Origin of the sequence: Nocardioides sp. NPDC087217 (assembly GCF_044744805.1) — a bacterium.
GTDB lineage: Bacteria > Actinomycetota > Actinomycetes > Propionibacteriales > Nocardioidaceae > Nocardioides.
In genome coordinates this window covers 787,191-810,079 of sequence record NZ_JBIUZB010000002.1, presented here as the reverse complement: position 1 = coordinate 810,079, position 22,889 = coordinate 787,191, and the positions used below count along the sequence as shown (strand labels likewise).

23 protein-coding genes and 1 tRNA gene are annotated in these 22,889 nt (G+C 70.1%); 13 read left to right on the top strand and 11 right to left on the bottom strand.

Features of this window, described 5'->3' with window-relative positions; translation table 11 throughout:
• Nucleotides 1-18 precede the first annotated feature (18 nt).
• Both ACIO3S_RS11285 and ACIO3S_RS11280 read left to right on the top strand, forming a co-directional pair.
• Nucleotides 19-1,578: an ArnT family glycosyltransferase gene (locus ACIO3S_RS11285; RefSeq protein WP_400463065.1), complete on the top strand. Its 1,560-nt coding sequence runs from the start codon at nt 19-21 to the stop codon at nt 1,576-1,578.
• A 41-nt stretch (nt 1,579-1,619) separates the two neighbouring features.
• The gene (locus tag ACIO3S_RS11280) at nt 1,620-3,605 is read left to right on the top strand and encodes a phosphocholine-specific phospholipase C (protein WP_400463062.1); all 1,986 of its coding nucleotides are present in this window, start codon (nt 1,620-1,622) and stop codon (nt 3,603-3,605) included.
• Here ACIO3S_RS11280 and ACIO3S_RS11275 read toward each other — a convergent pair.
• Nucleotides 3,602-4,219 (bottom strand): DUF1707 domain-containing protein, encoded by a 618-nt coding sequence (locus tag ACIO3S_RS11275; protein WP_400463060.1) that lies wholly within the window; start codon nt 4,217-4,219, stop codon nt 3,602-3,604. The genes ACIO3S_RS11280 and ACIO3S_RS11275 overlap by 4 nt on opposite strands.
• 129 nt (nt 4,220-4,348) lie before the next feature.
• Between ACIO3S_RS11275 and ACIO3S_RS11270 the strand changes: the two genes are divergently transcribed.
• Genes ACIO3S_RS11270 through ACIO3S_RS11260 form a run of 3 tightly spaced genes read left to right on the top strand, consistent with a single transcriptional unit; the run spans nt 4,349 to nt 7,490 of the window.
• A complete protein-coding gene (locus tag ACIO3S_RS11270; RefSeq protein WP_400463057.1) occupies nt 4,349-5,605 on the top strand; it encodes a glycosyltransferase family 4 protein in 1,257 nt (418 codons plus the stop codon).
• A gap of 3 nt (nt 5,606-5,608) precedes the next feature.
• Entirely contained in the window at nt 5,609-6,376 is a 768-nt protein-coding gene (locus ACIO3S_RS11265) for a class I SAM-dependent methyltransferase (RefSeq protein WP_160023381.1), read from the top strand.
• A gap of 7 nt (nt 6,377-6,383) precedes the next feature.
• Entirely contained in the window at nt 6,384-7,490 is a 1,107-nt protein-coding gene (locus ACIO3S_RS11260; protein WP_400463054.1) for a prenyltransferase, read from the top strand.
• Between the two features lie 86 nt (nt 7,491-7,576).
• Here the strand turns inward: ACIO3S_RS11260 and ACIO3S_RS11255 are convergent, their stop codons facing one another.
• A complete protein-coding gene (locus ACIO3S_RS11255) occupies nt 7,577-8,215 on the bottom strand; it encodes a class I SAM-dependent methyltransferase (RefSeq protein ID WP_400463051.1) in 639 nt (212 codons plus the stop codon).
• A 75-nt stretch (nt 8,216-8,290) separates the two neighbouring features.
• Here ACIO3S_RS11255 and ACIO3S_RS11250 point away from each other — a divergent pair, with 75 nt between their 5' ends.
• Nucleotides 8,291-8,863 carry a 2'-5' RNA ligase family protein gene (locus ACIO3S_RS11250; RefSeq protein WP_400463048.1) on the top strand — a complete coding sequence of 191 codons (573 nt, stop codon included), beginning with the start codon at nt 8,291-8,293 and terminating at the stop codon, nt 8,861-8,863.
• Here ACIO3S_RS11250 and ACIO3S_RS11245 read toward each other — a convergent pair.
• The 3 genes from ACIO3S_RS11245 to ACIO3S_RS11235 all read right to left on the bottom strand — a co-directional run bounded on the left by ACIO3S_RS11245 (nt 8,827) and on the right by ACIO3S_RS11235 (nt 11,103).
• Nucleotides 8,827-9,684, bottom strand: a complete 858-nt coding sequence (locus ACIO3S_RS11245) for a DnaJ domain-containing protein (RefSeq protein ID WP_400463045.1) — start codon at nt 9,682-9,684, stop codon at nt 8,827-8,829. The two genes, ACIO3S_RS11250 and ACIO3S_RS11245, sit on opposite strands and share 37 nt — an antisense overlap.
• A 191-nt stretch (nt 9,685-9,875) precedes the next feature.
• Nucleotides 9,876-9,951: transfer RNA gene (locus ACIO3S_RS11240), tRNA-Gly, on the bottom strand.
• 57 nt (nt 9,952-10,008) lie between these two features.
• Nucleotides 10,009-11,103 (bottom strand): hypothetical protein, encoded by a 1,095-nt coding sequence (locus tag ACIO3S_RS11235; RefSeq protein ID WP_400463042.1) that lies wholly within the window; start codon nt 11,101-11,103, stop codon nt 10,009-10,011.
• A gap of 101 nt (nt 11,104-11,204) precedes the next feature.
• On the opposite strand from ACIO3S_RS11235, the gene ACIO3S_RS11230 reads away from it, so the two are divergent.
• The 3 genes from ACIO3S_RS11230 (at nt 11,205) to ACIO3S_RS11220 (ending at nt 15,514) form a co-directional block, all read left to right on the top strand.
• Complete coding sequence (locus ACIO3S_RS11230) at nt 11,205-12,167, top strand: tyrosine-type recombinase/integrase (RefSeq protein WP_400463039.1); 963 nt, start codon at nt 11,205-11,207, stop codon at nt 12,165-12,167.
• Between the two features lie 75 nt (nt 12,168-12,242).
• Entirely contained in the window at nt 12,243-13,826 is a 1,584-nt protein-coding gene (locus ACIO3S_RS11225; RefSeq protein ID WP_400463036.1) for a GMC family oxidoreductase, read from the top strand.
• 53 nt (nt 13,827-13,879) lie between these two features.
• Nucleotides 13,880-15,514: an AMP-binding protein gene (locus tag ACIO3S_RS11220; RefSeq protein ID WP_400463033.1), complete on the top strand. Its 1,635-nt coding sequence runs from the start codon at nt 13,880-13,882 to the stop codon at nt 15,512-15,514.
• Between the two features lie 4 nt (nt 15,515-15,518).
• On the opposite strand, the gene ACIO3S_RS11215 is transcribed toward ACIO3S_RS11220, so the two are convergent.
• Genes ACIO3S_RS11215 through ACIO3S_RS11205 form a run of 3 tightly spaced genes read right to left on the bottom strand, consistent with a single transcriptional unit; the run spans nt 15,519 to nt 17,503 of the window.
• Entirely contained in the window at nt 15,519-16,292 is a 774-nt protein-coding gene (locus ACIO3S_RS11215) for an anti-sigma factor family protein (protein WP_400463030.1), read from the bottom strand.
• Nucleotides 16,289-16,792 (bottom strand): sigma-70 family RNA polymerase sigma factor, encoded by a 504-nt coding sequence (locus ACIO3S_RS11210; RefSeq protein ID WP_160023390.1) that lies wholly within the window; start codon nt 16,790-16,792, stop codon nt 16,289-16,291. The genes ACIO3S_RS11215 and ACIO3S_RS11210 overlap by 4 nt, the downstream gene beginning before the upstream one ends.
• 39 nt (nt 16,793-16,831) lie before the next feature.
• Nucleotides 16,832-17,503: a YceI family protein gene (locus tag ACIO3S_RS11205; protein ID WP_400463021.1), complete on the bottom strand. Its 672-nt coding sequence runs from the start codon at nt 17,501-17,503 to the stop codon at nt 16,832-16,834.
• Between the two features lie 139 nt (nt 17,504-17,642).
• On the opposite strand from ACIO3S_RS11205, the gene ACIO3S_RS11200 reads away from it, so the two are divergent.
• Both ACIO3S_RS11200 and ACIO3S_RS11195 read left to right on the top strand, forming a co-directional pair.
• Nucleotides 17,643-18,827, top strand: a complete 1,185-nt coding sequence (locus tag ACIO3S_RS11200) for an acyl-CoA dehydrogenase family protein (RefSeq protein ID WP_400463017.1) — start codon at nt 17,643-17,645, stop codon at nt 18,825-18,827.
• Nucleotides 18,828-18,887: 60 nt separating this feature from the next.
• Complete coding sequence (locus tag ACIO3S_RS11195; protein ID WP_400463015.1) at nt 18,888-19,466, top strand: TetR/AcrR family transcriptional regulator; 579 nt, start codon at nt 18,888-18,890, stop codon at nt 19,464-19,466.
• Nucleotides 19,467-19,475: 9 nt separating this feature from the next.
• Here ACIO3S_RS11195 and ACIO3S_RS11190 read toward each other — a convergent pair whose 3' ends face one another.
• The gene (locus tag ACIO3S_RS11190; RefSeq protein WP_400463012.1) at nt 19,476-20,363 is read right to left on the bottom strand and encodes a diiron oxygenase; all 888 of its coding nucleotides are present in this window, start codon (nt 20,361-20,363) and stop codon (nt 19,476-19,478) included.
• A 69-nt stretch (nt 20,364-20,432) separates the two neighbouring features.
• On the opposite strand from ACIO3S_RS11190, the gene ACIO3S_RS11185 reads away from it, so the two are divergent.
• Both ACIO3S_RS11185 and ACIO3S_RS11180 read left to right on the top strand, forming a co-directional pair.
• Nucleotides 20,433-21,113: a TetR/AcrR family transcriptional regulator gene (locus ACIO3S_RS11185; RefSeq protein ID WP_400463009.1), complete on the top strand. Its 681-nt coding sequence runs from the start codon at nt 20,433-20,435 to the stop codon at nt 21,111-21,113.
• Nucleotides 21,110-21,385, top strand: coding sequence for a DUF4873 domain-containing protein (locus tag ACIO3S_RS11180; protein WP_400463006.1), 276 nt, complete (start codon nt 21,110-21,112; stop codon nt 21,383-21,385). Before ACIO3S_RS11185 ends, ACIO3S_RS11180 begins: the two co-directional genes overlap by 4 nt.
• Before the next feature lie 12 nt (nt 21,386-21,397).
• Here the strand turns inward: ACIO3S_RS11180 and ACIO3S_RS11175 are convergent, their stop codons facing one another.
• Both ACIO3S_RS11175 and ACIO3S_RS11170 read right to left on the bottom strand, forming a co-directional pair.
• Nucleotides 21,398-22,159, bottom strand: a complete 762-nt coding sequence (locus ACIO3S_RS11175) for a sulfite exporter TauE/SafE family protein (RefSeq protein WP_400463004.1) — start codon at nt 22,157-22,159, stop codon at nt 21,398-21,400.
• A complete protein-coding gene (locus tag ACIO3S_RS11170; RefSeq protein WP_400463001.1) occupies nt 22,156-22,857 on the bottom strand; it encodes a FadR/GntR family transcriptional regulator in 702 nt (233 codons plus the stop codon). Before ACIO3S_RS11170 ends, ACIO3S_RS11175 begins: the two co-directional genes overlap by 4 nt.
• Nucleotides 22,858-22,889 lie beyond the last annotated feature (32 nt).

The window sequence follows — 22,889 nt, the reverse complement described above, 5'->3', positions numbered from 1 at the left end:
GCCCACTAGCTTGTCGAGGTGCTCACGCCTACGCGCTCGCTGTCCCAGGTGACCGTATGCCTGCTCCTGCTCGGGGTGCTCGGCTTCGCGATGAGTGCGCAGTACGCGATCGGGATGCCGCCGCTGCTGAAGGCCGACGAGAAGCAGCACGCGGCCTATGCCATCGTCCTGTCCCAGGGCGTCCTGCCCACGATCGACACCAACACCCCGGCCGACCCGGTGCGCTATCCGCAGTTCGCCGAGGCGCTCTTCGGCCTCGACGAGCCACGCCGCGACATCTGGGTCGCCAACCACCCGCCGCTGTTCTACGTGATGAGCCTGCCGCTGGTCTGGCTCGGCGACGCCGTCGGCGGTGCGGCAGGGGTCGGGGTGACGCTGCTCGGGATGCGGCTGCTCAACGCGCTCGGTTACGCGCTGAGCATCATCCTGGTCGGGCTGCTGGCGCGCGAGCTGGTGCCCAGGCGACGGGTGGTCCCTGTGCTCGCCGCGGCGATGGTGCTCGGCTGTGGCGCGGTGACCTACGACGGCGGCGCGATCTACAACGACGGCTGGGGCACGGTCGCCGCCTCGCTGACCCTGCTCCTCGGCTTCCGGATGGTCCGCGACGGCGTCACCCGGGACAGGCTGATCTGGGCGACGGTAGCCGGCGTCGCGGCGGCCAGCTTCCGCTCGACCGGCCTGGTGGCGGTGCTCGTGCTGGGTGCCTGCGTGCTGGCCGCGCTGTGGCTCCGCGACCCGACGCTGCGTACGTTCCGTCGGGGTGTGGGCCTGGCGATCCGGATCGGGCTGGCCCCAGTGGCCGTGATCGGCTGGTTCTACGTACGCAACATCGTCCTCTACGGCGACCCGACCGCCTCCGCGGTGCTCTTCGAGAAGTTCTCCCGCCAGACCCACGGCGACACGCTCTTCCAGCTGGTCAACCCCGAGCTCTACCTGCACCTCTACGGCTCGCTGTGGGCAGACGACGTCATCCCGAAGATCTGGATCCTCGCTGCCGCGGCCACTCTGGTGCTCACGGTCACCGGCATGGTGCTCGACGTCAACGCGAAGGCGCGGCCGAGGCCGGACGGGGTGATGCGCCGCGTCCCGATCCCCGGGCCGCAGCCGACGGTCCTGGAGCGCCGCCTGGAGGTGGCGGTGCGGGCGCTGATGGGGATCTACTGCGTGATCATCATCGTCAACCTGGCCTCGTTCCACGCCGGCGGCGGCTGGATCCACGCCCGCTACGCGGTGCCGTTCCTGCCGGTGATCGCGGCGCTCACCTCGCTCGCGATCCTGCGGGTCGGCCGCCACTGGGTGCGCGGCCTCGACGAGGAGCGGGTGGATCTGCGCATCACCCTCTACGCCAGCGTCGGGTTCATCGTCTCGGCGATGGTCGCCCACCTCCACATCCAGCAGCGGATCGACGGACCGGCCGACGCGTCCTGGCTGTTCGCGCTGATCGCGGCCGACCTGGTCATGTTCGTCGTCGCCGCGTACGTCACCGCGCAGCTGCGCCGCCGGCTACGGCCGGACGGCGAACTCTTCGCCCACCGGTCATCTGACGACCAGTCACCTGTTGCCGCGGTGAACATCTGAGCCGCGATGGTGGCCCTCCACCCCCACGTCAAGGAGCTCCTGTGGTTGACATCGATCGTCGTCGGTTCCTAGGTCTTGTCGGCGGCGCAGCCGCGCTGACCATGCTCGACCAGAGCATCGCGCGAGCCGCCTCCATCCCCGCCGCCCGCCGGACCGGCACGATCCGCGACATCGAGCACGTGGTCGTGCTGATGCAGGAGAACCGCAGTTTCGAGCACTACCTGGGCACCCTGCGCGGCGTACGCGGCTTCGACGACCCGCACCCGGCGATCCTGCCCTCGGGCAAGCCGGTGTGGCACCAGCCGAACGGTGACGGCGATCTGCTCCCGTTCCATCCCGAGGTCGACGACCTCGGCGCCGCCTTCCTCGAGGGTCTCCCGCACAGCTGGCCCGACGGCCAGCAGGCGATCAACGGTGGTCGCTACGACCGATGGGTGCCGGCCAAGGGCACCACCACGATGGCGTACCTCCAGCGGCAGGACGCCGCCTTCCACTTCGCGCTGGCCGACGCGTTCACGGTGTGCGACGCCTACTACTGCTCCTTCATCGGCAACACCGACCCCAACCGCTACTACATGCTCTCGGGCTGGACCGGCAACGACGGCAAGGGCGGCGGGCCGGTGCTCTACAACGACGAGGCCGGCTACGACTGGACCACCTACGCCGAGCGGCTCGAGAAGGCCGGGGTCAGCTGGAAGGTCTACCAGGACGAGGGCACCGGCCTCAATGCCGAGGGCGACAACTGGTGGGGCTGGACCAAGGACGCCTACATCGGCAACTACGGCGACAACTCGCTGCTCTACTTCAACAGGTTCCAGGACGCCCGGCCCGGAGACCCGCTCTTCGAGAAGGCCCGCACCGGCACCCGTGCGATCGACGGACAGGACTACTTCGAGATCCTGCGCGCCGACGTCGAGGCCGACAACCTGCCCTCGGTCAGCTGGATCGCGGCACCGGAGGCGTTCTCCGAGCACTCGAACTGGCCTACCAACTACGGCGCCTGGTACATCGCCAAGGTCCTCGACGCGCTCACCTCGAACCCCGAGGTGTGGGCCAAGACCGCGCTCTTCATCACCTACGACGAGAACGACGGCTTCTTCGACCACCTGGTGCCGCCGCACATCAACAGCCCGCTGGTGCCGGGGGAGTCGACCGTCTCGACGGAGAACGAGCTCTACACCGGCTCCCACGGCGACGGCCACTACGGCCTCGGGCCGCGGGTGCCGATGTTCGTCGTCTCCCCGTGGAGCGTCGGCGGCTGGGTCTCCTCGGAGACCTTCGACCACACCTCGATCCTGCGGTTCATGGAGAAGCGCTTCGGTGTCGCCGAGCCCAACATCACGCCCTGGCGCCGCGCCGTGTGTGGGGACCTGACCTCGGCGTTCGACTTCTCCCGCACCGCCGAGCCGCCCGTGCTCCCGGACACGAGTGGGTGGGAGCCCGCCGACCGCGAGCGCCACCCGGACTACGTCCCGGAGGCTCCGGCGAACGGGACCATGCCGACGCAGGAGCGCGGCACCCGCCCGGCTCGGCCGACGCCCTACCGGCTCGAGGTCGTCGAGACCGCCGCCGTCGGCGAGATCGCCGTCGAGATCCACAACACCGGCAGCGTCGGCGCCCACTTCCAGGCTCGGCTGCTCGCCCCGGAGGGAACGCCGCACAGCTACACAGTCGGCGCCGGCGACACTCTCTCCGTGCGCTGGCCGGTCAGCGGCGACTACGAGATCCACCTGCACGGGCCCAACGGGTTCTTCCGCTCCTACGCCGGCACCGCAGGCGCCGACCCCGCTCCCGCCAACGTCCGGCGGGAGGGCCGCTCGCAGCGACTCACCGTGACCGCGCCCCGCAAGGCCGAGATCACCAGCGCGTACGCCGGCAAGATCCGCTCGCGCCACCTGGACACCCGCGCCACCGGGGGCTGGTACGACCTGACCCTCACGCTCCCGGGCACTACCTGGGCACGTGGGTTCGCCGGCCACCTGGAGAACGGACGTCCCTCCGTGAGCGACCCGCAGCTGGGCGCCTAGGCGGGATCGTCGGGCCGGTCCTTCTCGGACTGGGCCGGCGGGTCGAGGATCGGGGCAGCTGTCTCGGGGGCTGCCTCGATCTCGGCCTTGGCCGCTTTCTTCGCCGCCTTCTTGGCGGCCTTCTTCTCGAGGCGGTGCACCTCGCGCTGGACGATCGCCTCGCGGCGTACGCCGGTGCCGACCAGGTTGACCACCAGGAAGAGCATCGGATAGATCGGCCACGGATGTCCGTCGGGAGCCGAGGTGAACAGCCAGATGCCCCAGGTGATGAGGCTGACCATCAAGAAGGTGGCGAGCGCCTCCTGGAGCTCCTTGCGGTAGGCAGCCGCGCCCTGCTCGCGGAAGCCGAGCGTCTCGGGCAGGTTCGCCCCGGGCTCGCCGGGAGCGGGTTCGGCGACCACGAGATCGTCCACGAGCGCGGGCAGCTCCCCGAGCGTACGAGCCTCCAAGAGGGTGTCGACCCTCTCCTCGTGCTCCTCGCGGGTCAGCCGGCCGTCGGCGAAGGCATCGGTGAGGACGGCGCGGACAACCTCCCGATCGGCATCGGAGGCGCGCATACGTGCGTTGTCGGCCTGCCTCGGGTCGAGGCGGAACCGGGTCCAGAAACCCTCCACACCACCAGCCTAGACGCCAAGCCCGACACCGTCTGGTGAAGCGCCTGCATTAGAGTGACTCGCGCTGGCTACCTGCTAGTATAGAACACGTTCTAGTTTTGCTCTGCCTAGGTTTGAGGGAGGTGGCGGATGCGGATCGCTCTGCTGTCGTATCGCAGCAAGCCGCACGTCGGCGGTCAAGGCGTCTATATCCGCCATCTGAGTCGGGAGCTCGCCAAGCTCGGGCACACGGTCGAGGTCTTCTCCGGTCAGCCCTATCCCGAGCTCGACCTCCTGGGGGAGGGCGTGACGCTCACCAAGGTGCCGAGCCTGGGCCTCTACGAGGAGCCCAACCCGTTCGGCAACCCGAAGCTCTCCGAGCTCCGCGATCTGATCGACGTCGAGGAGTGGGCCCGGATGCGCACCGGCGCCTTCCCGGAGCCGCTGACCTTCGCCAAGCGCGTCCTCAAGGTGCTGAAGGAGCGGAAGGGCGACTTCGACATCGTCCACGACAACCAGACGCTGGCCACCCCGCTGCTGAGCATCGAGCCCGAGGTCGGCCTGCCGCTGGTGACCACGATCCACCACCCGATCTCCTTCGACCGACGCATCGAGCTGGACAGCGCCCAGGGCTGGAAGAAGAAGTTCGGCGTCTGGCGCTGGTACTCGTTCGTGAAGATGCAGGCCAAGGTCGCCTCGCAGCTGCGGCACGTGATCACCCCCTCGGACAACTCCAAGCGCGACATCCTGACCGACTTCGGCGTCCCCTCCGAGCGCGTGCAGACCGTGCATCTCGGCGTACCGGAGGAGTTCGTCCCGCCGACCGGGCCCCGCACCCCGGGCCGGATCCTGGCCATGGCCAGTGCCGATGCCCCGCTGAAGGGCATCGCCTTCCTGCTCGAGGCCTTCGCCAAGCTGCGTACCGAACGTGATCTCGAGCTGGTCCTGGTCTCCAAGCCCAAGAAGGGCGGTCCGACCGAGCAGCTCATCGAGAAGCTCGCGATCAAGGACCACGTACGTTTCGTCAACGGCATCTCCGACGCCGAGCTCGTCGAGCTGATGGGCTCCGCGGAGATCGCCTGCGTGCCCTCGCTCTACGAGGGGTTCTCGCTGCCCACCGCCGAGCTGATGGCGTGTGGCACCCCGCTCGTCGTCTCCCGCGCCGGCGCGATCCCCGAGGTCGTCGGCCCCGACGACCTGTGCGCGAAGCAGGTCACCCCGGGCGAGACCGAGGAGCTCGAACAGGCCATCGCGGCGCTGCTCGACGACCCTGAGCGCCGAGCCCGCTACTCGGCCGCCGGGCGCGCCCGGGTCGAGGAGCACTTCTCCTGGCACGCCGTCGCCGAGCGGATGACGGCCCTATATCAGCAGTCCATCGACGAGTTCACCACAGACGAGAGGAAGTGAGCCGTGCTCACCGTTGACTTCGACCGCCTTGGCCTTCAGGCCGGAGAGCGCGTGCTCGACATGGGTGCCGGCGGTGGCCGGCACGCCTTCGAGATGTACCGCCGCGGCGCCGACGTGATCGCGTTCGACCAGGACGCCGAGGAGCTGGCCAAGGTCAGCGACTGGTTCTTCGCGATGCGCGACGAGGTCCCCGAGGGCGCGAACGCGGAGGTCAAGGAGGGAGACGCGCTGTCGCTGCCCTTCGCCGATGGCGAGTTCGACCGGATCGTGGCCGCCGAGGTGCTCGAGCACATCCACCGCGACGTCGACGCGATCAAGGAGCTCGTCCGGGTGCTCCGTCCCGGTGGCACCCTCGCCATCTCGGTGCCGCGCTGGTTGCCCGAGGTCGTCAACTGGAAGCTCTCCGAGGACTACCACAACACCACCGGCGGCCACATCCGCATCTACACCGACCACGAGCTCATCGACAAGGTCACCAAGGCCGGCCGGCCCAACGACGGCACCCCTGGTGAGGCGATGATCTTTGAGGGCAAGTCCTACGCCCACGGCCTGCACGCGCCCTACTGGTGGCTGAAGTCGGCCGTCGGCGTCGACAACGACAAGCACGTCCTGGTCAAGGCGTACCACCAGATCCTGGTCTGGGAGATCATGAAGAACCCGCTGCCGCTGCGCCTCGCCGGGAAGGTCCTCGACCCGATGATCGGCAAGAGCATGGTCCTCTACTTCCGCAAGCCGGGCCCCATCGCCACCGACCCCACCTCGGCCGCCTGATTCGCGGATGAGAGTCGAGATCCCGTACGTCGACGGGGTGCTGACCCCTGCCCAGATCGTCGCCACGGCCGGGTCGATCGCCCGCGCCCAGGAGGCGTCGGGCGCGATCCCGTGGGTCCCCGGTCAGCACACCGACATCTGGAACCACGTCGAGGCGGCCATGGGACTGCTCGTCGGTGGCCTGGTGGAGGAGGCCGAGGCTGCGTACGACTGGATCCCGTCCCTGCAGAACGGTGACGGGTCCTGGCCGATGAAGATCGTCGCCGGCTCGGCGGTGGAGACGATCGGCGAGTCCAACATGTCGGCCTACTTCGCCGTCGGGCTCTGGCACCACTGGCTGATCCGCCGGGACCGGGCGTTCGTGGAGCGGCTGTGGCCCTCGGTGCGCGCGGGACTCGACTTCGTGGTCGGCCTGCAGCTGCCCTTCGGCGGGATCGCCTGGACCCCGCGCGACCCGTTCGCGCTGCTCACCGGCTCGTCCTCGATCTACCAGTCGCTGCGTGCCGGGGTCGCGCTGGCCGACCTGTTGGACGACCCGCAGCCGGAGTGGGAGATCGTCGGCGGCCGGCTCGGTCACGCCCTGCGCCACCACCGCGACTCGTTCGAGGACAAGTCGCACCACTCGATGGACTGGTACTACCCGGTCCTCGGCGGCGCCGTCGTCGGTGCCGACGGGCACGACCTGATCGCGTCGCGCTGGGATCATTTCGTACGCCCCGGCCTCGGCGCCCTCTGCGTCGACACCAACCCGTGGGTGACCGGTGCGGAGACCTGCGAGCTGGCGATGGCGCTCGACAACATCGGCGACCACCGCCGCGCGCTCCGGCTGCTGACCGAGATGCAGCACATGCGCGCCGACGACGGCGGCTACTGGACCGGCTGGGTCTACGAGTCGCCCGACTATCCCAACCCCAACCCAAACGCCTACTGGCCCGAGGAGCACTCCACCTTCACCGCCGCCGCCGTCATCCTGGCCGCGGACGCGCTGGGGGAGCGCTACGGTGGGTCCACCCCGGGCTCCGCCATCATGCGCGGCACCTCCCTCGCGGCGCCGTTCGAGGAACTGGCGCTGGAGTGTGGGTGCGAGACGAGTTCGGCAGGAATACCCGGTTAACCGGGTATTCCTGCACTTCTCTGGCAATGCAACACCGGAGAAGTGCAGGAAATGCCTGATCGATGTGACTCCTGTGGCACCTGGGATCAGGTGATCCGACGCAGGACACGCAGCGACCCGACCGCGTCGATCTCCTCGAACTGCTTCGAGGCGAGCGCGGGGAGGTAGATCTCCTCGTACGGCGGGCGCCCGCCGTCGGCCGGGTCCGGGAAGACGTCGTGGACCAGCAGCAGCCCGCCGGGCATCACCTTCGGGGCCCAGCCGCGGTAGTCGAGCTGGGCGGGCTCGACGCCGTGGCCGCCGTCGATGAACAGCAGCGAGACCGGCGTCGTCCACCACCGGCTCACGGTCGTCGAGGCACCGATCACCGCGACCACCTCGTCCTCGAGGCCGGCCTGCTCGATGGTCCGCCGGAACGTCGGCAGCGTGTCCAGCCGTCCGGTGCGCTCGTCGACGAGGGTCGTGTCGTGGTGCTCCCAGCCCGCCTGGTTCTCCTCGCTGCCGTGGTGGTGGTCGACGGTGAACACCGTGCCCCCGGTCAGCTTCGCCGCGGCGCCGAGATAGACCGACGACTTCCCGCAGTAGGTCCCGATCTCGACGGCCGGTCCGTGCGGCAGTCGCTCCACGGCGTACTCGAACAGTGCCGTGCCCTCCTCGGGAGGCATGAACCCCGTCGCGTCGAGGGCGTGCTTGAGCAGTTCGGCGGGCATCTCAGGCGTAGACACCCGGGCACCTTAGCCGAGTGGCGAGAGGTCCGCGTCGAGTGGTCATCGACCTGTGGTGCCCGCGAGAATCCCGCCATGAGCAGATCCTCCGCCGGGCACTCGGTGCTCGTCGTCCCGGTGCCGGAGCTGGAGGCGTACGTCCTGGAGCGGACGCGCCACTATGACGACTCGTTCGTCTCCGCGGACCCCACGTTCGTGCACGCGCACATCACGCTGCTCGCGCCGTTTCTGGCCGCACCCACGACGGACGATCTGGAGCGGGTCGGGAAGATCGCGGCCGCGGCAGCGGCGTTCGACTTCGTGCTGGACGACGTACGTCTCTTCTCCGGGGGCACGATCTATCTGCATCCTGACCCTGCAGATCCCTTCGCGGCGCTGACCGCCGAGCTGAGTGCGGCATTCCCGCAGTGCCCGCGCTATGACGGACTCTTCGAACCGGTGCCGCACCTGACCGTCGACCACATCGCCGGGGGAGTGGACCTCGACTCGACACGTACGTCCCTGGCGCCGTTCCTCCCGGCGCGATGTCACGCGGACCGGGTCAGTCTGCAGTGGTACGCGAACCACGGCTGCCGGACCATCGCCGAGTGGCCGCTGGGCGAAGCCCGGCGTCAGGGTCCAGGCGCTGACATCGCCTGCATCACGTAGCCGACGGCGACGAGCATCGTCAGGCTGCTGATGGCGATGCCGGCGACCGCGGCCCAGCGGCCCCGACGCTTGTCGTCGGCGGTGCGGGCCAGGCCGATGATTCCCAGGATGAAGCCGAGCGGGCCGCACATCAGCACGCTGGCCAGCAGCGACGCGACCGAGACCGCGTCGAGCGGTACGGAGTAGAGCGACCAGGCGTTGGTCGGCTTGTCTGCCGACGGCGCGGTCTTCTGCTGCGGGGGAGCCGGCTGTGGAGTCACCGGCTGAGGGTTCGCGGGCTGCGGGGCCGCGGGCTGGGGAGGCGGCGGCTCGGTCACCGTGCGAGGGGGTTTCGGTGCCGGGGTCCGCTGTCGCGAGGAGAGCGCGGCGTTCGCCGCTCGAGCCTGCCGCGTGGCCTGGCGCAGCCGGCTGGCCGACGGGCGCACTCGAGCGGGTGGCGGCACCGGGGCCGGCGAGCTGCTGCCGGCCGGCGGAGCGGGCCGAGGAGTCGTTGCGCCCCACTCCGCTCGCCAACGCCGGTCCCGGCTGAGTGGCGGAGTAGCAGGCGAGGCGGCTGAGGGCGCCGTCCCCGCGGACCCCGACGCAGCAGCCTTACGGCGGCGACGGGCGAGCTCCTCGTCGAGAGTGGCCCTGGCGACCGGGTCGAGCAGCACGTCGCGCGCCCGGTTGATGCGCATCATCAGCTCGCCGTCGGCGGCACGGCCGCCACGGTCGGGGTGGAACTGCTTGGCGAGCTCGCGATGGCGAGCTCGGACAGCCGCGTCGTCCGCGTCCGAAGCGATCTCGAGCACGGCATAGGCGTCGATGAACTTCCCGCTCACTCAACGCCCCCCACGCACAGTCCTTTGGTTGTCGGCCTTGCCTCCGGGTTCATCCACACCCGGTGCCTAAATCCCAGAGCAATGAAATCCTAGAGCAGTCGCGGCGAGATGCTGGTTTCGCCACGGGAAATTGAGCGAGGGCCGCCCGACCGGGCGGCCCTCGCTCTATACATCTTCGCCTTCGGCGAAAGTGGAGCGGACGACGAGGCTCGAACTCGCGACCTCAACCTTGGCAAGGTTGCGCTCTACCAACTGAGCTACGTCCGCTTGCGAGAAGAACAGTAGCGGATGTGGTCCGTTGAGCTCCAACTGGGGTCCCGCGTGTCACGCACCCGCTTCCGGCAGATCGGGTGATGCCGTACGCCGCTCGATCTGCTCCACCAGTTGCGCGACCTGGGCCTGGTGTGCCGCCCGCAGATCCTCGAGCCGTTCGCTCGCATGGGCGCGCTCGCGGTCCAGCTCGGCGCGGGTGGCATCGCGATCCGCCTTCGCCGCCGCCTCGCTCCCGCGAAGGTCGGCGACCTGGTCACGCAGGGCATCGATCTGCTCGCGGGCGGCGTCGCGTTGCGTACGCAGCCCGGAGATCGTCGTCTCCGCACTCGCCGCCGCCTTCTCGGCGGCCTTCTTCTCCGCGATCAGCTGCTCCTGTAGCCGTGCCGTCGCCTTCTCGGCGTGGTCGGCACGCGCGGTCTCGCTCCGCTGGCGCTGCAGGGCCGAGGCGTGCTCGGCCCGCAGCTTCTCGAGCTTCTCGGCCAGGGCGTCGCGCGCCGTGGTCGTCTCCTCGAGATGCTTCTCCAGGGAGGCGATCGTCGCGGAGGCGGTCCTCGCCGCGGCCGCCGCGTCGGACTCTGCTCGCTCCCGTGCCGCCTGTGCGGCCTGACGGGACTCCTCCGCTGCGGCCGTGGCGGACAGTGCCTCCCGCAGGATCTCGGCTGAGCGCACCGACTCCTCCAACGCCTCCGCCGCAGCGGCATCTGCCTCGTCGCGCTCCGCCTCGGCCGTACGCTGCGCCTGCTCGGCGCGCACGGCACGAGCGCTCGCGGCGGCGATCTGCTCCTGTGCCTCGCTCTGAACGGTCGCGATCTGGGCCTCGGCAGCGGTCAGGTCGCCGAGCGTACGCAGCTCCTCAAGTGCCTTCGGGAGCTGGTCGAGGAACCTGTCGGCGAGCTGGGTCAGTTGCGTGGTGATCTCCGCGGCCCGCTGCTGGGCGGCCTGCACCGGTCGCGCGGCCTCCTCGGGATCCCGTGTCTCCACGAGCCGTTGCAGGCGCTTCCGCTCCCGCCAGGCGGCGGCTCGGTTGTGGGCGGGGTCGTCGCAGTACTCCGGCGGCCGGCCGCTTCCGCTCTCCGAGGCCGCCGCGGGCAGCGGACAGCCAGGGAAGCGGCAGAGCTTCTCGTCGACAGCAATCGTTTCCGTCATTACGTCAGCATAGCGTGACGAAAGACGTAACGAATACTCAATCCCGCTCAAATGAGATCTTGACGAGACACACAACATAACCGGCATTATGATGTGTGTCTGTGAGCGCGATCGAGGACCGTCCGCAGACCCCCACAACAGACCTCTCCGTGACGGAATCCGTCAGAGAGCTGTTCCTGGAAGACCTGGGGGAGCTGCCCCAGGAGAAGAGGGCCGAAGCGCTCGCCAGAAGGTTCCTGCTCTCCTACGCAGGGCATACCCGCGCTGCGTACGGACGCGACCTCGCCGACTGGTTCGGCTGGTGCGCCGCGCTGGAGATCGACCCGCTCGCCGCCAACCGGGCGATGGTCGACGGCTACGCCCGGCATCTGGAGACGAGGCGCAGCCCCGCGACGATCGCGCGACGACTCTCCGCGATCGCCGGCTTCTACCGCTACGGCGTGGCGGAGGACGTCCTGAGCGCCTCACCGGCCGAGCACATCAAGCGCCCCAAGACCAGCAACGACTCCCAGACTCTCGGCATGGACAGGGGAGAGGCGCGCGCCTTCCTCGCCGCCGCGCGGGAGCACTCCAGCCGCGCCGCCGCATTGGTGACCCTCCTGCTCCATGACGGCCTGCGCATCTCCGAGGCCCTGGGCGCCGACGTGAGTGACCTCAGTCACGCCCGCGGCCACCGCATCCTCACGATCACCCGCAAGGGCGGCGCCCGGCGCGACGTCGTCCTCAACCCGGCGACCTCACAGGCGCTCGGCGCCTACCTCGACGCCCGGGCCGACGGCCCGGTCTTCATCACCGGCACCGGCAACCGCTGGCACCGCTCCGAGGCCTTCCGACTCATCCGCAGGCTCGGCGCCGCGGCCGGCATCGAGCACGGCGACAAGCTCTCCCCGCACAGCCTCCGCCACACCTTCGTCACCCTGGCCCGCGAGGCCGGCGTACCCCTCGAGGACGTTCAGGACGCCGCCGGCCACGCCGACCCCCGCACCACCCGCCGCTACGACCGCGGCCGCCACAACCTCGACCGGCACCCCGCCTACGCCCTGGGCGCCTTCCTGGCCGACTGACGCATCCCTCCCCACGCTCGCCTTCGCGGCGGTAATCTTCCGGAAGCCCGTCATCGTTGACGAAGGAGATCCGGTATGAGCCAGGAACTGACCAGCGACTACGTGGTGGTGGGGGCCGGATCGTCAGGGGCCGTGCTCGCGGCGCGTCTCAGTGAGAACCCGAGTGTCCAGGTGACCCTGCTCGAAGCCGGACCGCGCGACAAGAGCATGAACATCCACATCCCGGCGGCGTTCTCGAAGCTCTTCCGGTCCGAGCACGACTGGGACTACTCCACCGAGCCCCAGCCGGCCCTCGGCGGCAGGCGGATCTACTGGCCCCGCGGCCGGATGCTCGGCGGCTCGTCCTCGATGAACGCGATGATGTGGGTCAAGGGCCTCCAGGCCGACTACGAGGAGTGGGGCGCGGCGGCCGGACCCGAGTGGGGCTGGGATGTCGTCAAGAAGACGTACGCGAAGCTCGAGGACGTCGAGGACGCCACCGCGCTGGATGGCACCGGTGGCCCGGTCCGCGTCGAGCGGCAACGGAGCCCCCGTCCCTACACCGAGTCCTTCCTCCAGGCCGCCGAGCAGGCCGGCTACCGGCGCGGACGGGCCAACGGCCCCAACCCCGAGGCGTACGTCGAGACCATGGTGACCCAGCGCCGCGGCGCCCGGTGGAGCACGGCCGCGGCCTACCTCAAGCCCGCCGCCAGGCGCGCCAACCTCAACGTGGTGACCGGCGCCCTGGTGTCGCGGGTGACCTTCGACGGCACCCGCGCCACCGGCGTCGAGGCCGTCGTCGACGGACAGCAGACGACCATCACCGCCCGGCGCGAGGTGATCCTCTCCGGCGGCGCGATCAACACCCCGCAGCTGCTGATGCTCTCCGGGGTCGGCCCGGCGGCCCACCTGAAGGACCTCGGCATCGAGGTCGTACGCGATGCGAAACAGGTGGGGGAGAACCTCACCGACCACCTCGTCGCCGGCATCGGCTGGGAGGTCGAGCAGGGCTCGCTCGCGACCGCGGAGTCGGCACGTCACCTGCTCAACTACCTGCTGCGCAGGCGCGGGATGCTCACCTCCAACGTCGGCGAGGCGTACGGCTTCATCCGCTCGCGCCCCGACCTGGAGGCGCCCGACATCGAGATGATCTTCGCCCCGGTCGGCTTCTTCGACGAGGGTCTGATCCCGTTCGTGGGTGAGGCTGTCGTGGCCGGCCCGATCCTCGTCGACCCGGCCAGCCGCGGCAGCGTCACGCTCACCTCCAAGGACCCGGCCGCCAAGCCGATCATCGACCCCCGCTACCTCTCCGACCCCGAGGGCAGGGACCGCGCTGCCATCGTCGAAGGGGTCCGGGTGACGCTGGAGATCGCCTCGCAGCCCGCGCTCAAGCCGTTCCTCGGCAAGTTCCTGCGCCCCGACGTACCGGTGGGCTCGTCCGCGGAGGAGGTCGCCGACGCGCTCCTGGCACGTCACGCCCACACCCTCTACCACCCGACCGGCACCTGCCGGATGGGCACGGACGAGGCCAGCGTGGTCGACCCCCGGCTGCGCGTACGCGGCGTCGAGGGCCTCCGCGTCGCCGACGCCTCGGTCATGCCCAGGATCGTGCGCGGCCACACCAACGCGCCCGCGATCCTGATCGGCGAGCGCGCCGCGGAGCTCATCACCGGCGACTGACACCCCCCAGCAGACCCTTGGAACCCACCCGTGACTCAGGTCACACTGGGCCCATGACGGATTCCTACGCTGCCGGAGAGACGACCACGCCGCTGCTGGAGGAGACGATCGGCGCGAGCTTCGACCGCACCGTCGCCAGATTCGGTGACCGGGAAGCCCTGGTCGATTGCGGCCGAAGCGGAGCCCGAGGCGATCAGCAGAGCAGACGCTGGACGTACGCCGAGATGAGCCGCGACGTCGACGCGCTGGCCGTCGGCCTGCGCAAGGCCGGGATCGGGAAGGGCGACCGGGTCGGCATCTGGGCACCCAACTGCGCGGAGTGGACGCTGACCCAGGTGGCGACCGCGAAGATCGGCGCGATCCTGGTCAACATCAACCCGGCCTACCGCACCCACGAGCTGGCGTACGCCCTGACCCAGTCGGGCATCAGGCTGCTCGTCTCCGCCCCCGCGTTCAAGACCTCCGACTATCGCTCGATGGTGGCCGACGTCCGCGGCGACTGCCCAGACCTCGAGCAGACCGTCTTCATCGGCGACCCGGAGTGGACCGCGCTTCTCGACGCCGGCGCCGGCGAGCGGCTGGCCGACCACGTCACCTACGAGCTGAGCCCCGAGGACCCGATCAACATCCAGTACACCTCTGGCACCACCGGCTACCCGAAGGGCGCGACGCTGAGCCACCGCAACATCCTCAACAACGGCTACTTCACCACCGAGACGATCGGCTTCACCGAGAACGACCGGCTGGCGATCCCGGTGCCCTTCTACCACTGCTTCGGGATGGTGATGGGCAACCTGGGCTGCATCACCCACGGAGCCACGATGGTGATCCCGGGCCCCGCCTTCGACCCGGCGGCCACTCTGAAGGCGGTCCAGGACGAGCGGTGCACGGCCGTCTACGGCGTACCCACCATGTTCATCGCGATGCAGAACCATCCGGGCTTCGGCACCTTCGACCTCGGCACGCTGCGCACCGGGATCATGGCGGGCAGCCCGTGCCCGGTCGAGGTGATGAAGCGGTGCGTCAACGAGATGCACATGAGCGAGGTCTCGATCGCCTACGGGATGACCGAGACCTCGCCGGTCTCGACCCAGACCCGGATGGACGACGATCTCGAGCACCGCACCGCCACCGTCGGCCGGGTGCACCCGCACGTCGAAGTACGCGTCGTCGACCCCACCTCCGGCGCCGTGCTGCCCCGGGGCGAGGTGGGCGAGTTCCAGACCCGCGGCTACTCGGTGATGCTCGGCTACTGGGCCGACGAGGAGAAGACCCGGACGGCGATCGACGAGGACGGCTGGATGCACACCGGCGACCTCGCCGTGATGAACGCCGACGGCTACTGCAACATCGTCGGCCGGATCAAGGACATGGTCATCCGTGGCGGCGAGAACATCTACCCCCGCGAGATCGAGGAGTTCCTCTACACCCACCCCGACATCGAGGACGTCCAGGTCATCGGCGTGCCCGACGAAACCTACGGCGAGGAGCTCTGCGCCTGGGTCCGCCTGCGCCCCGGCGCCGAGCGGATGACGGCGGAGACCCTGAAGGCGTACGCCAGCGGCAAGCTCGCCCACTACAAGATCCCGCGCTACGTCCTGGTCGTCGAGGAGTTCCCGATGACCGTGACCGGAAAGGTCCGCAAGGTCGAGATGCGGGAGAAGACCGTCTCCGAGCTCGGACTCTAGGTCCCTAGGTCAGCGAGGCTGCCGCGACCGCGGTGTCCTCGCCGACGAGGGTGATCTCGACCCGCTCGACGTCGGCGATCGGCACCGCGGAGGAGGCGTCCAACCCGAGCGTCTCCCCACCCGACCAGGTCCACGACCCGGCGACGGTGCGCGCGCCGTCGCGGCCGACCAGCACCAGGTCGTACGTCACCGGCTCGACCGGATAGTCGGACGGCCCCGGCGAGCTCTTGCCAGGCTTGGGTGGGTAGTGACAGCTCCAGTTGAGCTTGGTGCCCCAGGAGGTCGGCGTGACGACGAGCTGGGCCCACATGTCGACGCTGCCCACGGGGCGCAGGTCGACGGTGCGTACGTTCGCGGCCGTCGAGCTGGTCGGGGTGACCGGGGCCGAGGGGTCGGCGACCGGCGACCGGCTGCCGTCGCGACCGATGGCCAGGCCACCGATCGCGGTCCCGCCCGCGAGCAGGACGGCCGCGGCCGCGACCGCGAAGGCCCGGCGACGCAGCCGGGACCGGCGTACGGCCCCGGCCAGCTCCGCCAGCGGCGGCGTCGCGACCTCGACGGCCGGCTCCTCGAGCAGCTCCTCGGCCTCCTCCCGCGAGAGCGCGCCGAGCAGACCCGGCATGCCGGCGAGCTCGGCGACGGCATCGTGGCACACGCTGCAGCCGGCCAGGTGCCGCTCATAGGCACGACGGTCGCTCGGGCTCAGAGCCCCGAGCACGTAGGACGCATCCCAGTCGGCGTACGTCTCGTGCGCGGAGGCGTCCAGGTCGTCGTTCATGAGGTGACCCCCTTCTCTTGCAGGGCGAGACGCAGGGCTCGCAGACCGTAGTGCAGCCGGGACTTGACCGTGCCGGGCGGGATGTCGAGCTCATGGGCGAGCTCGGTGACCGACCGGCTGCCGTAGTAGGCGCCCACCACCACCGCACGGTGCTCGGGGGAGAGGGCCAGCAGCGCATCGGCGACGACCCAGGAGTCGAGCACCGCCTGGGTCTCGTCCGCACGCGTCGCCTCGGGCGGCGACTCGGCGGCGTACTCCCGCTTTCGGCGCGCGCTTCGCAGGTCGTCGATGACGAGGTTGCGGGCGGTGGTGAACAGCCAGGCGCGTACGCCCTCGTCGGGCCGCTGCAGCACCTCCGGGTGGCGCCAGGCGCGCAGCAGCGTCTCCTGAACCACGTCGCGGGCCTCCTCGGCGTCACCGGTGCGGCGTACGACGTAGCGGTAGAGCGCCTCCGAGTGGGCGTCGTGCACCGCTACGAGCAGCTCGTCCTCCGCACCCATGTCACCTCCCGCACGCACCCAGGATCCCAGAGTCCCGGATCAGCTCTTGGCCAGGTCGAGCGAGAACTCGACGCTGCCGGTGTCCTCGACGCTCACGAAGCCCAGGTTCGGCGCCTCGACGCCGAAGTCGGCGAACGTGATCGGCACGCTCCCGACGACCTGCAGGGCGCTGGCGCCGTCGCCGCCGACCTCGGCGTCCACGGTCACCGACTTCGTCTCCCCGTGCACGGTGAGGTCACCGATCAGCTCGACCTCGGTCGCGCCCTCCTCGAGGGCGGCGGGCTCGGTCAGCTCGAAGGTGGCGGTGGGGAACTGATCGGCCTCGATCGCGTTCTCGCGGAAGTAGCCGTCACGGTTGTCGGAGTCCGTGGCGATCGTGGCGACCTTGACCTCGATGCTCGCCTCGGTGACCTCGGCGTCGGCGATGGTGACCTCGCCGGTCACGTCCTCGGTGCGGCCGGTGACGGTGACGTCCTCGCCCCGCAGCACCTCGTCGAGGCGGTAGCCGGCGTAGGAGCCGTCCGAGACGGTCCAGGTCCCGCTGCTGTCCGCGCCGTCCGCGGGCGCTGCCGACGCGCTGAGGCTGGGCTCGTCCGCGGCCGCGTCCTCGGCCCGGTCCGCGTACCAACCGGGTCCGAAGATCACCGCGGCGCCTCCGACCACGACCACTGCCGCACCGATCCCGACTGCTGCTTTCGTACGTGTCCGCACGCCGTTTCCTCTCGCCTGGAGGCTGACCCGATGCCGGCCTTCACCCCCTACTACGGAGCGCGGTGGCGAACGGTTCAAACGACTTCCAGTGACGGGTGACACAATCGGCAGCGCCCTCTCTCGACCCCAAGGAGACCCCATGCCCCAGACCCCGCTCGAGCTCTTCGGCACCGAGGCACTCATCGGCGATGAGGACCGCGCGATCCGCGACACGGTGAGGTCCTTCGCGGAGAAGGAGATCAAGCCGCACCTCGCGGGCTGGTTCGAGGCCGGCGAGGTCCCGGTCCGCGAGCTCGCTCCCGAGCTCGGCAAGCTGGGCGTGCTCGGGATGCATCTGGAGGGCTACGGCTGCGCGGGCACCAGCGCCACGGCGTACGGCCTGGCCTGCATGGAGCTCGAGGCGGCCGACTCCGGGATCCGGTCGTTGGTCTCCGTGCAGGGTTCGCTGGCGATGTTCGCCATCTGGAACTGGGGGAGCGAGGAGCAGAAGCAGGAGTGGCTGCCGCGGATGGCCGCCGGCGAGGCGATCGGGTGCTTCGGCCTCACCGAGCCCGACTTCGGCTCCAACCCGGCCGGCATGCGGACCCGGGCGCGCCGAGATGCCTCGGGCGACTGGATCCTGTCCGGCACCAAGATGTGGATCACCAACGCCCCGGTCGCCGACGTCGCGGTCGTCTGGGCCCAGACCGACGAAGCACCCGACGGCAAGGGGATCCGCGGCTTCGTGGTCCCCACCGACACGCCGGGCTTCTCGGCGCCGGTGATCAAGCAGAAGCTGTCCCTGCGCGCCTCGGTCACCGGTGAGATCGTCCTCGACGGCGTACGCCTCCCGGAGTCTGCCGCGTTCCCCGAGGTCAGGGGCTTGAAGGGTCCGCTGTCGTGCCTGAACGAGGCCCGCTTCGGCATCGTCTTCGGCGCCGTCGGCGCGGCCCGCGACTGCCTCGAGTCCGCCATCGCGTATGCCGCCTCCCGCGAGATCTACGACAAGCCCCTGGCCGGCTTCCAGATCACCCAGACCAAGCTCGCCGACATGACTCTCGAGCTCGGCAAGGCGATGCTCCTCGCACTTCACCTGGGCCGGCTGAAGGACGAGGGCACCCTCCGCTCCGAGCAGATCTCCCTCGGCAAGCTCAACAACGTCCGCGAGGCCATCGCCATCGCCAGGGAGTGCCGCACCATCCTCGCCGCCGCCGGAGTCACCCTCGAGTACCCGATCCTGCGCCACGCCAACAACCTCGAGTCGGTCCTGACGTACGAGGGCACCAGCGAGGTCCACCAGCTCATCATCGGCCAGGCGCTCACGGGGGAGTCCGCCTTCCGCTGACCGACGAGTCGGCGCTGCCAGTGCTGCCGCTCGAATGCCTAGCACTGCTAGGATCGAGCCATGTCGGTACAGGAACGCAAGCAGCGCGAGCGGGCGGACCGCGAGCGGCTCATCGTGGCGACGGCCCGCGAGCTCGCCGAGCAGCAGGGCTGGGACGCGGTCACGACGCGCCGGCTCGCCGAACGCATCGAGTACAGCCAGCCGGTCCTCTACAGCCACTTCCGCGGCAAGCGCGAGATCATCGGTGCCGTCGCCCTCGACGGTGCCTCGGAGATGGCCGTGGCGATGCGGTCGGCGACTGCGGCCGTGAGCGCTCCGCGCGAGCGAGTCGCTGCTCTCGCCCGCGCGTATCTCGACTTCGCCGAGCGCAACCCGGCGGTCTACGACGCGCTGTTCCAGCTCGACGGAGGCCTGGCGTACGCCCAGGAGGACACCCCCGAGCAGTTGAAGGACGCCTTCGCGGCGCTGATGGAGACACTAGGTGACGTCGCCGGCGACGGCGTCGAGCCGGAGCTCTTCACCGAGGTGTTCTGGGCCTCCCTGCACGGGATCGCGACCCTGACCCGGTCGAGGCGACTGCTGCCGGAGGACGCCGAGCACCGGATCGAGCTGCTGGTCGACCGCCTCGCCGTGATCTGACGCGCCGCCTCAGTCGCGTGGCACCAGGAAGGACGCGCGCCAGAGCTTGCGGTCCTTCGCTGAGACCATCCCGTGCTCGGTGAGGTAGGGCATCATCTTCTCGCCCATCCAGGCCAGCGTCGCGCGGTAGTGCTCGTTGCCGAGCGCCTCGCGGCGGGCCGCCATCGGGTCGAGGCCGACGGCCGCGTAGCAGTCCGGGTGGACCAGCGAGCGCGCCATCACGTAGGCCGAGCGGGCGGTGACGTTCTGGTGCATCCGAAGCTGCGTACGCCCCATCTTCTGCGACATCGCCGCGGCGAGCTCCTCGCGGGCGAAGGTGACGTGGCGGGCCTCCTCGGTGACGTGGATGCGGGAGGCCATCCGGGTCAGCGGCTGGCAGCGCTCGTCCTTCATCAGCTCACGCTGCCACCGGTCGAGCGGCTCCTCCCCGACGAGGGTCGCGGAGAAGACGCTGGGTCCGTGCAGCAGCGGAGCGAGCTTCCCGATGCGCAGGACGGCGGGCCTGGGGCCGTACGCCGGTGCGCCCATCGCCGCGATCGCCCGGCCGAACATCACCGAGTGGCGGGTCTCGTCCCCGATCTCGGTCAGCGCGTACTGGGTGCGCGCCGTGCGTGGGTCAGCGCCGTAGACCTCGCGAAGCAGCAGCTGCATCAGCAGCACCTCGAACCACAGTCCGACGCTCATGATGCTGGCCACCTCGTGCCGCGAGAGCTCGATCTGTTGCTCCTGGCTGAGCCGGTCCCAGGTCGGGGTGCCGTACAGGGAGACGCGCTCGGGCTGCATCCACCACAGTCCCTCGACGGGCGCGGCGTCCCAGTCGAGGTCGACCTCCGGGTCGTAGGACTGACGTGCGGTGGAGCGCAGGAGCCGGTCGGAGGTGGGGTCGGCGATGGTCATTCTTCTCCCTGACTGAGCGGGCGAACTAGGTGTTACCCAGAGTTACGGGTAGTTGCTAGAGTGCAGGACATGACACGGAAGGTCAAGGACGACGGCCGCTCCTCACGCTGGGATGCGCACCGCGAGACCAGACGGGCGGAGCTGGTGGCGGCAGCGGTACGCGCCGTCGACTCGGCCGGGGCAGAGGTCTCGATCGCCGACATCGCCGCGGAGGCCGGGGTCAGCAAGCCGGTGCTCTACCGCTACTTCGCCGACAAGGCCGAGCTGCACGCAGCGGTGGGGATGTGGGCAGCCCAGCAGATCCTCGACGCGGTCGTCGACGCCGTGCTCGCTCCCGCTTCGACCCGCCAGCGGGTCGAGGCCGGGGTCGCTGCGTACGTCGAGACCATCGCAGAGCACCCCAACGTCTACCTGCTCGTGGTGCGCCAGCACACTGGGGGCACCGACCCGCTGGCGGACGGCAAGCAGCTCATCGCGGCGACCTTCGCGCGGCTGCTCGGCGACACCTTCGGCCGCCTCGGCGTCGACGCAGCCGGTGCCGAGCCGTGGGCCCACAGCCTGGTCGGGATCGGTGAGTCCGCGGGCCAGTGGTGGCTCGAGCGGCGCACCATGTCCCGCGCCGCGTTCACCCGCTATCTGAGCGAGTTCGTCTGGCATGCACTGGAGGGCACCACCGCCGAGTACGGCGTCGACCTGAGTGCCCTGGACCGCCCCGAGATCGTCACCCCACTGCGAAAGAGCCCCCGATGAGCGAGCACGAGCCCCAGCACCTCTACGACGGTCCCGCACGCCTCGAGTCCGAGCACGGCACCTGGGAGGTCGATGTCGCGCTGCGCGGCGTCTTCCAGCCGATCGATGGCCACTTCCACTGGTACGGCCGCGTCGGCACGGCCCTCGACGGCGTACGCAACGGCCAGAGCGTCACCGTCCGCACCGACCATGGCGCGGCCGAGGGGCGGCTCTCCGACATCGACCCCTGGGGGCGGTTCCGTGTCTCCGGGACGGGAAGGCCGCCGTTCTGACGCCGCGGAACCTCAGCGCACGAGCATGAGCGTCGCGGCGCCGATCCCGACGACGACGATCAGTGACCGCAGGACCGTGGCCGGCAGCCGGCGGCCGATGTGCGCCCCCACGTACCCGCCCACGACCGATCCCGCGGCCAGCAGGGCCACGGCCCGCCAGTCGAGCTCGGCGATGGCCAGGAAGATCACCGTCGCGACCACGTTCGAGGCCATCACCGCGAGGGTCTTGAGTGCGTTGACCGTACGGAACTCCAGGTCGGTGCCGAGCCCGAGCACGGCCATCATCATCACCCCGGACCCGGCGCCGAAGTAGCCGCCGTAGGCACCGGTCAGCGTTGCGAAGACCGTGGTGAGCCCGGAGATCCGCACCCGCGGCTCGTCATCGGTGGCGTGCTGGCGCAGGAAGCGGCTCAGCCGCGGCTGCACCCCCACGAGTACGCAGGTGCCCAGGATCAGCCACGGCACGACCGCCTCGAAGACCGATCCCGGCAACCACAGCAGCAGCAACGCGCCGGCGATGCTGCCGCCACCCGCGGTGAGCAGCACGGCGGCGGTCACGCCGGGATGCTCGGCCAGCTCTCGCCGATAGCCGAAGGAGCCGCTGAGCCCGGCCGGCGTCATCCCGACCGTGTTGGACGTGTTGGCCACGACCGGCGGGAGGCCGACCGCGATCAGGACCGGAAAGCTGAGCAGCGACGCGACGCCGACGGTGGAGGTGAGGATGCCCGCACCCAGGCCCGCGGCGAGCACGACGAGCTGGTCGACCGGCGTCATGCGTCGCGGAGCAGCGCCACGTCGCTGACCAGCATGACGTGGCCGTGCATCGCCGCCGCCGCTGCTGCGGCGTCTCCGGCGGCGATCGCGTCGGCGATCTTCTGGTGGCCGGCGAGCGAGGTCTTGGGCCGGTCGGGCTGGGAGAGCGACTCGATGCGGGTCTCGCGGATCAGCTCGCTGATCTCGGACATCATCTGCTCGAGCAGAGGGGAGTGGGCCGCCTGCGTCACCGCCCGGTGGAACAGCTCGTCGCCGTGGACACCGCGCCCGCCGCCCGTGATGTCCTCGTCCATCGTCCTCAGCGCCGCGTCGATGCGGTCCAGGTCCTCCTGCGTACGCCGCTGGGCCGCTAGCGCGGCGAGCTTCGTCTCGAGCGCGTCGCGCGCCTCGATGACGTCGGGGATCCGCTCCGCGTGAGCCCGGATCGCATCGGTGATGCGCTCGACCCGCGGCTTGTCGGTCAGCACCGTGCCGTCGCCGTGGCGTACCGCGACGACGCCGATGACCTCGAGCGCGACCAGGGCCTGGCTGAGGGTCGCTCGGCTCACGCCGAGGCTGGTGGCGAGCTGTCTCTCCGGCGGCAGCCGGTCTCCGGACTTCAGATCGTTCTCCGAGATCCAGGCCGTGATCTGCTCCGCGACCTGCTCATACAGGCGGGTTCGCTGCAGTGGACGTGGAAAGCGCGCGGACTCACTCATGGCTACAGGGTATTGACGTTCGACCGATTGTC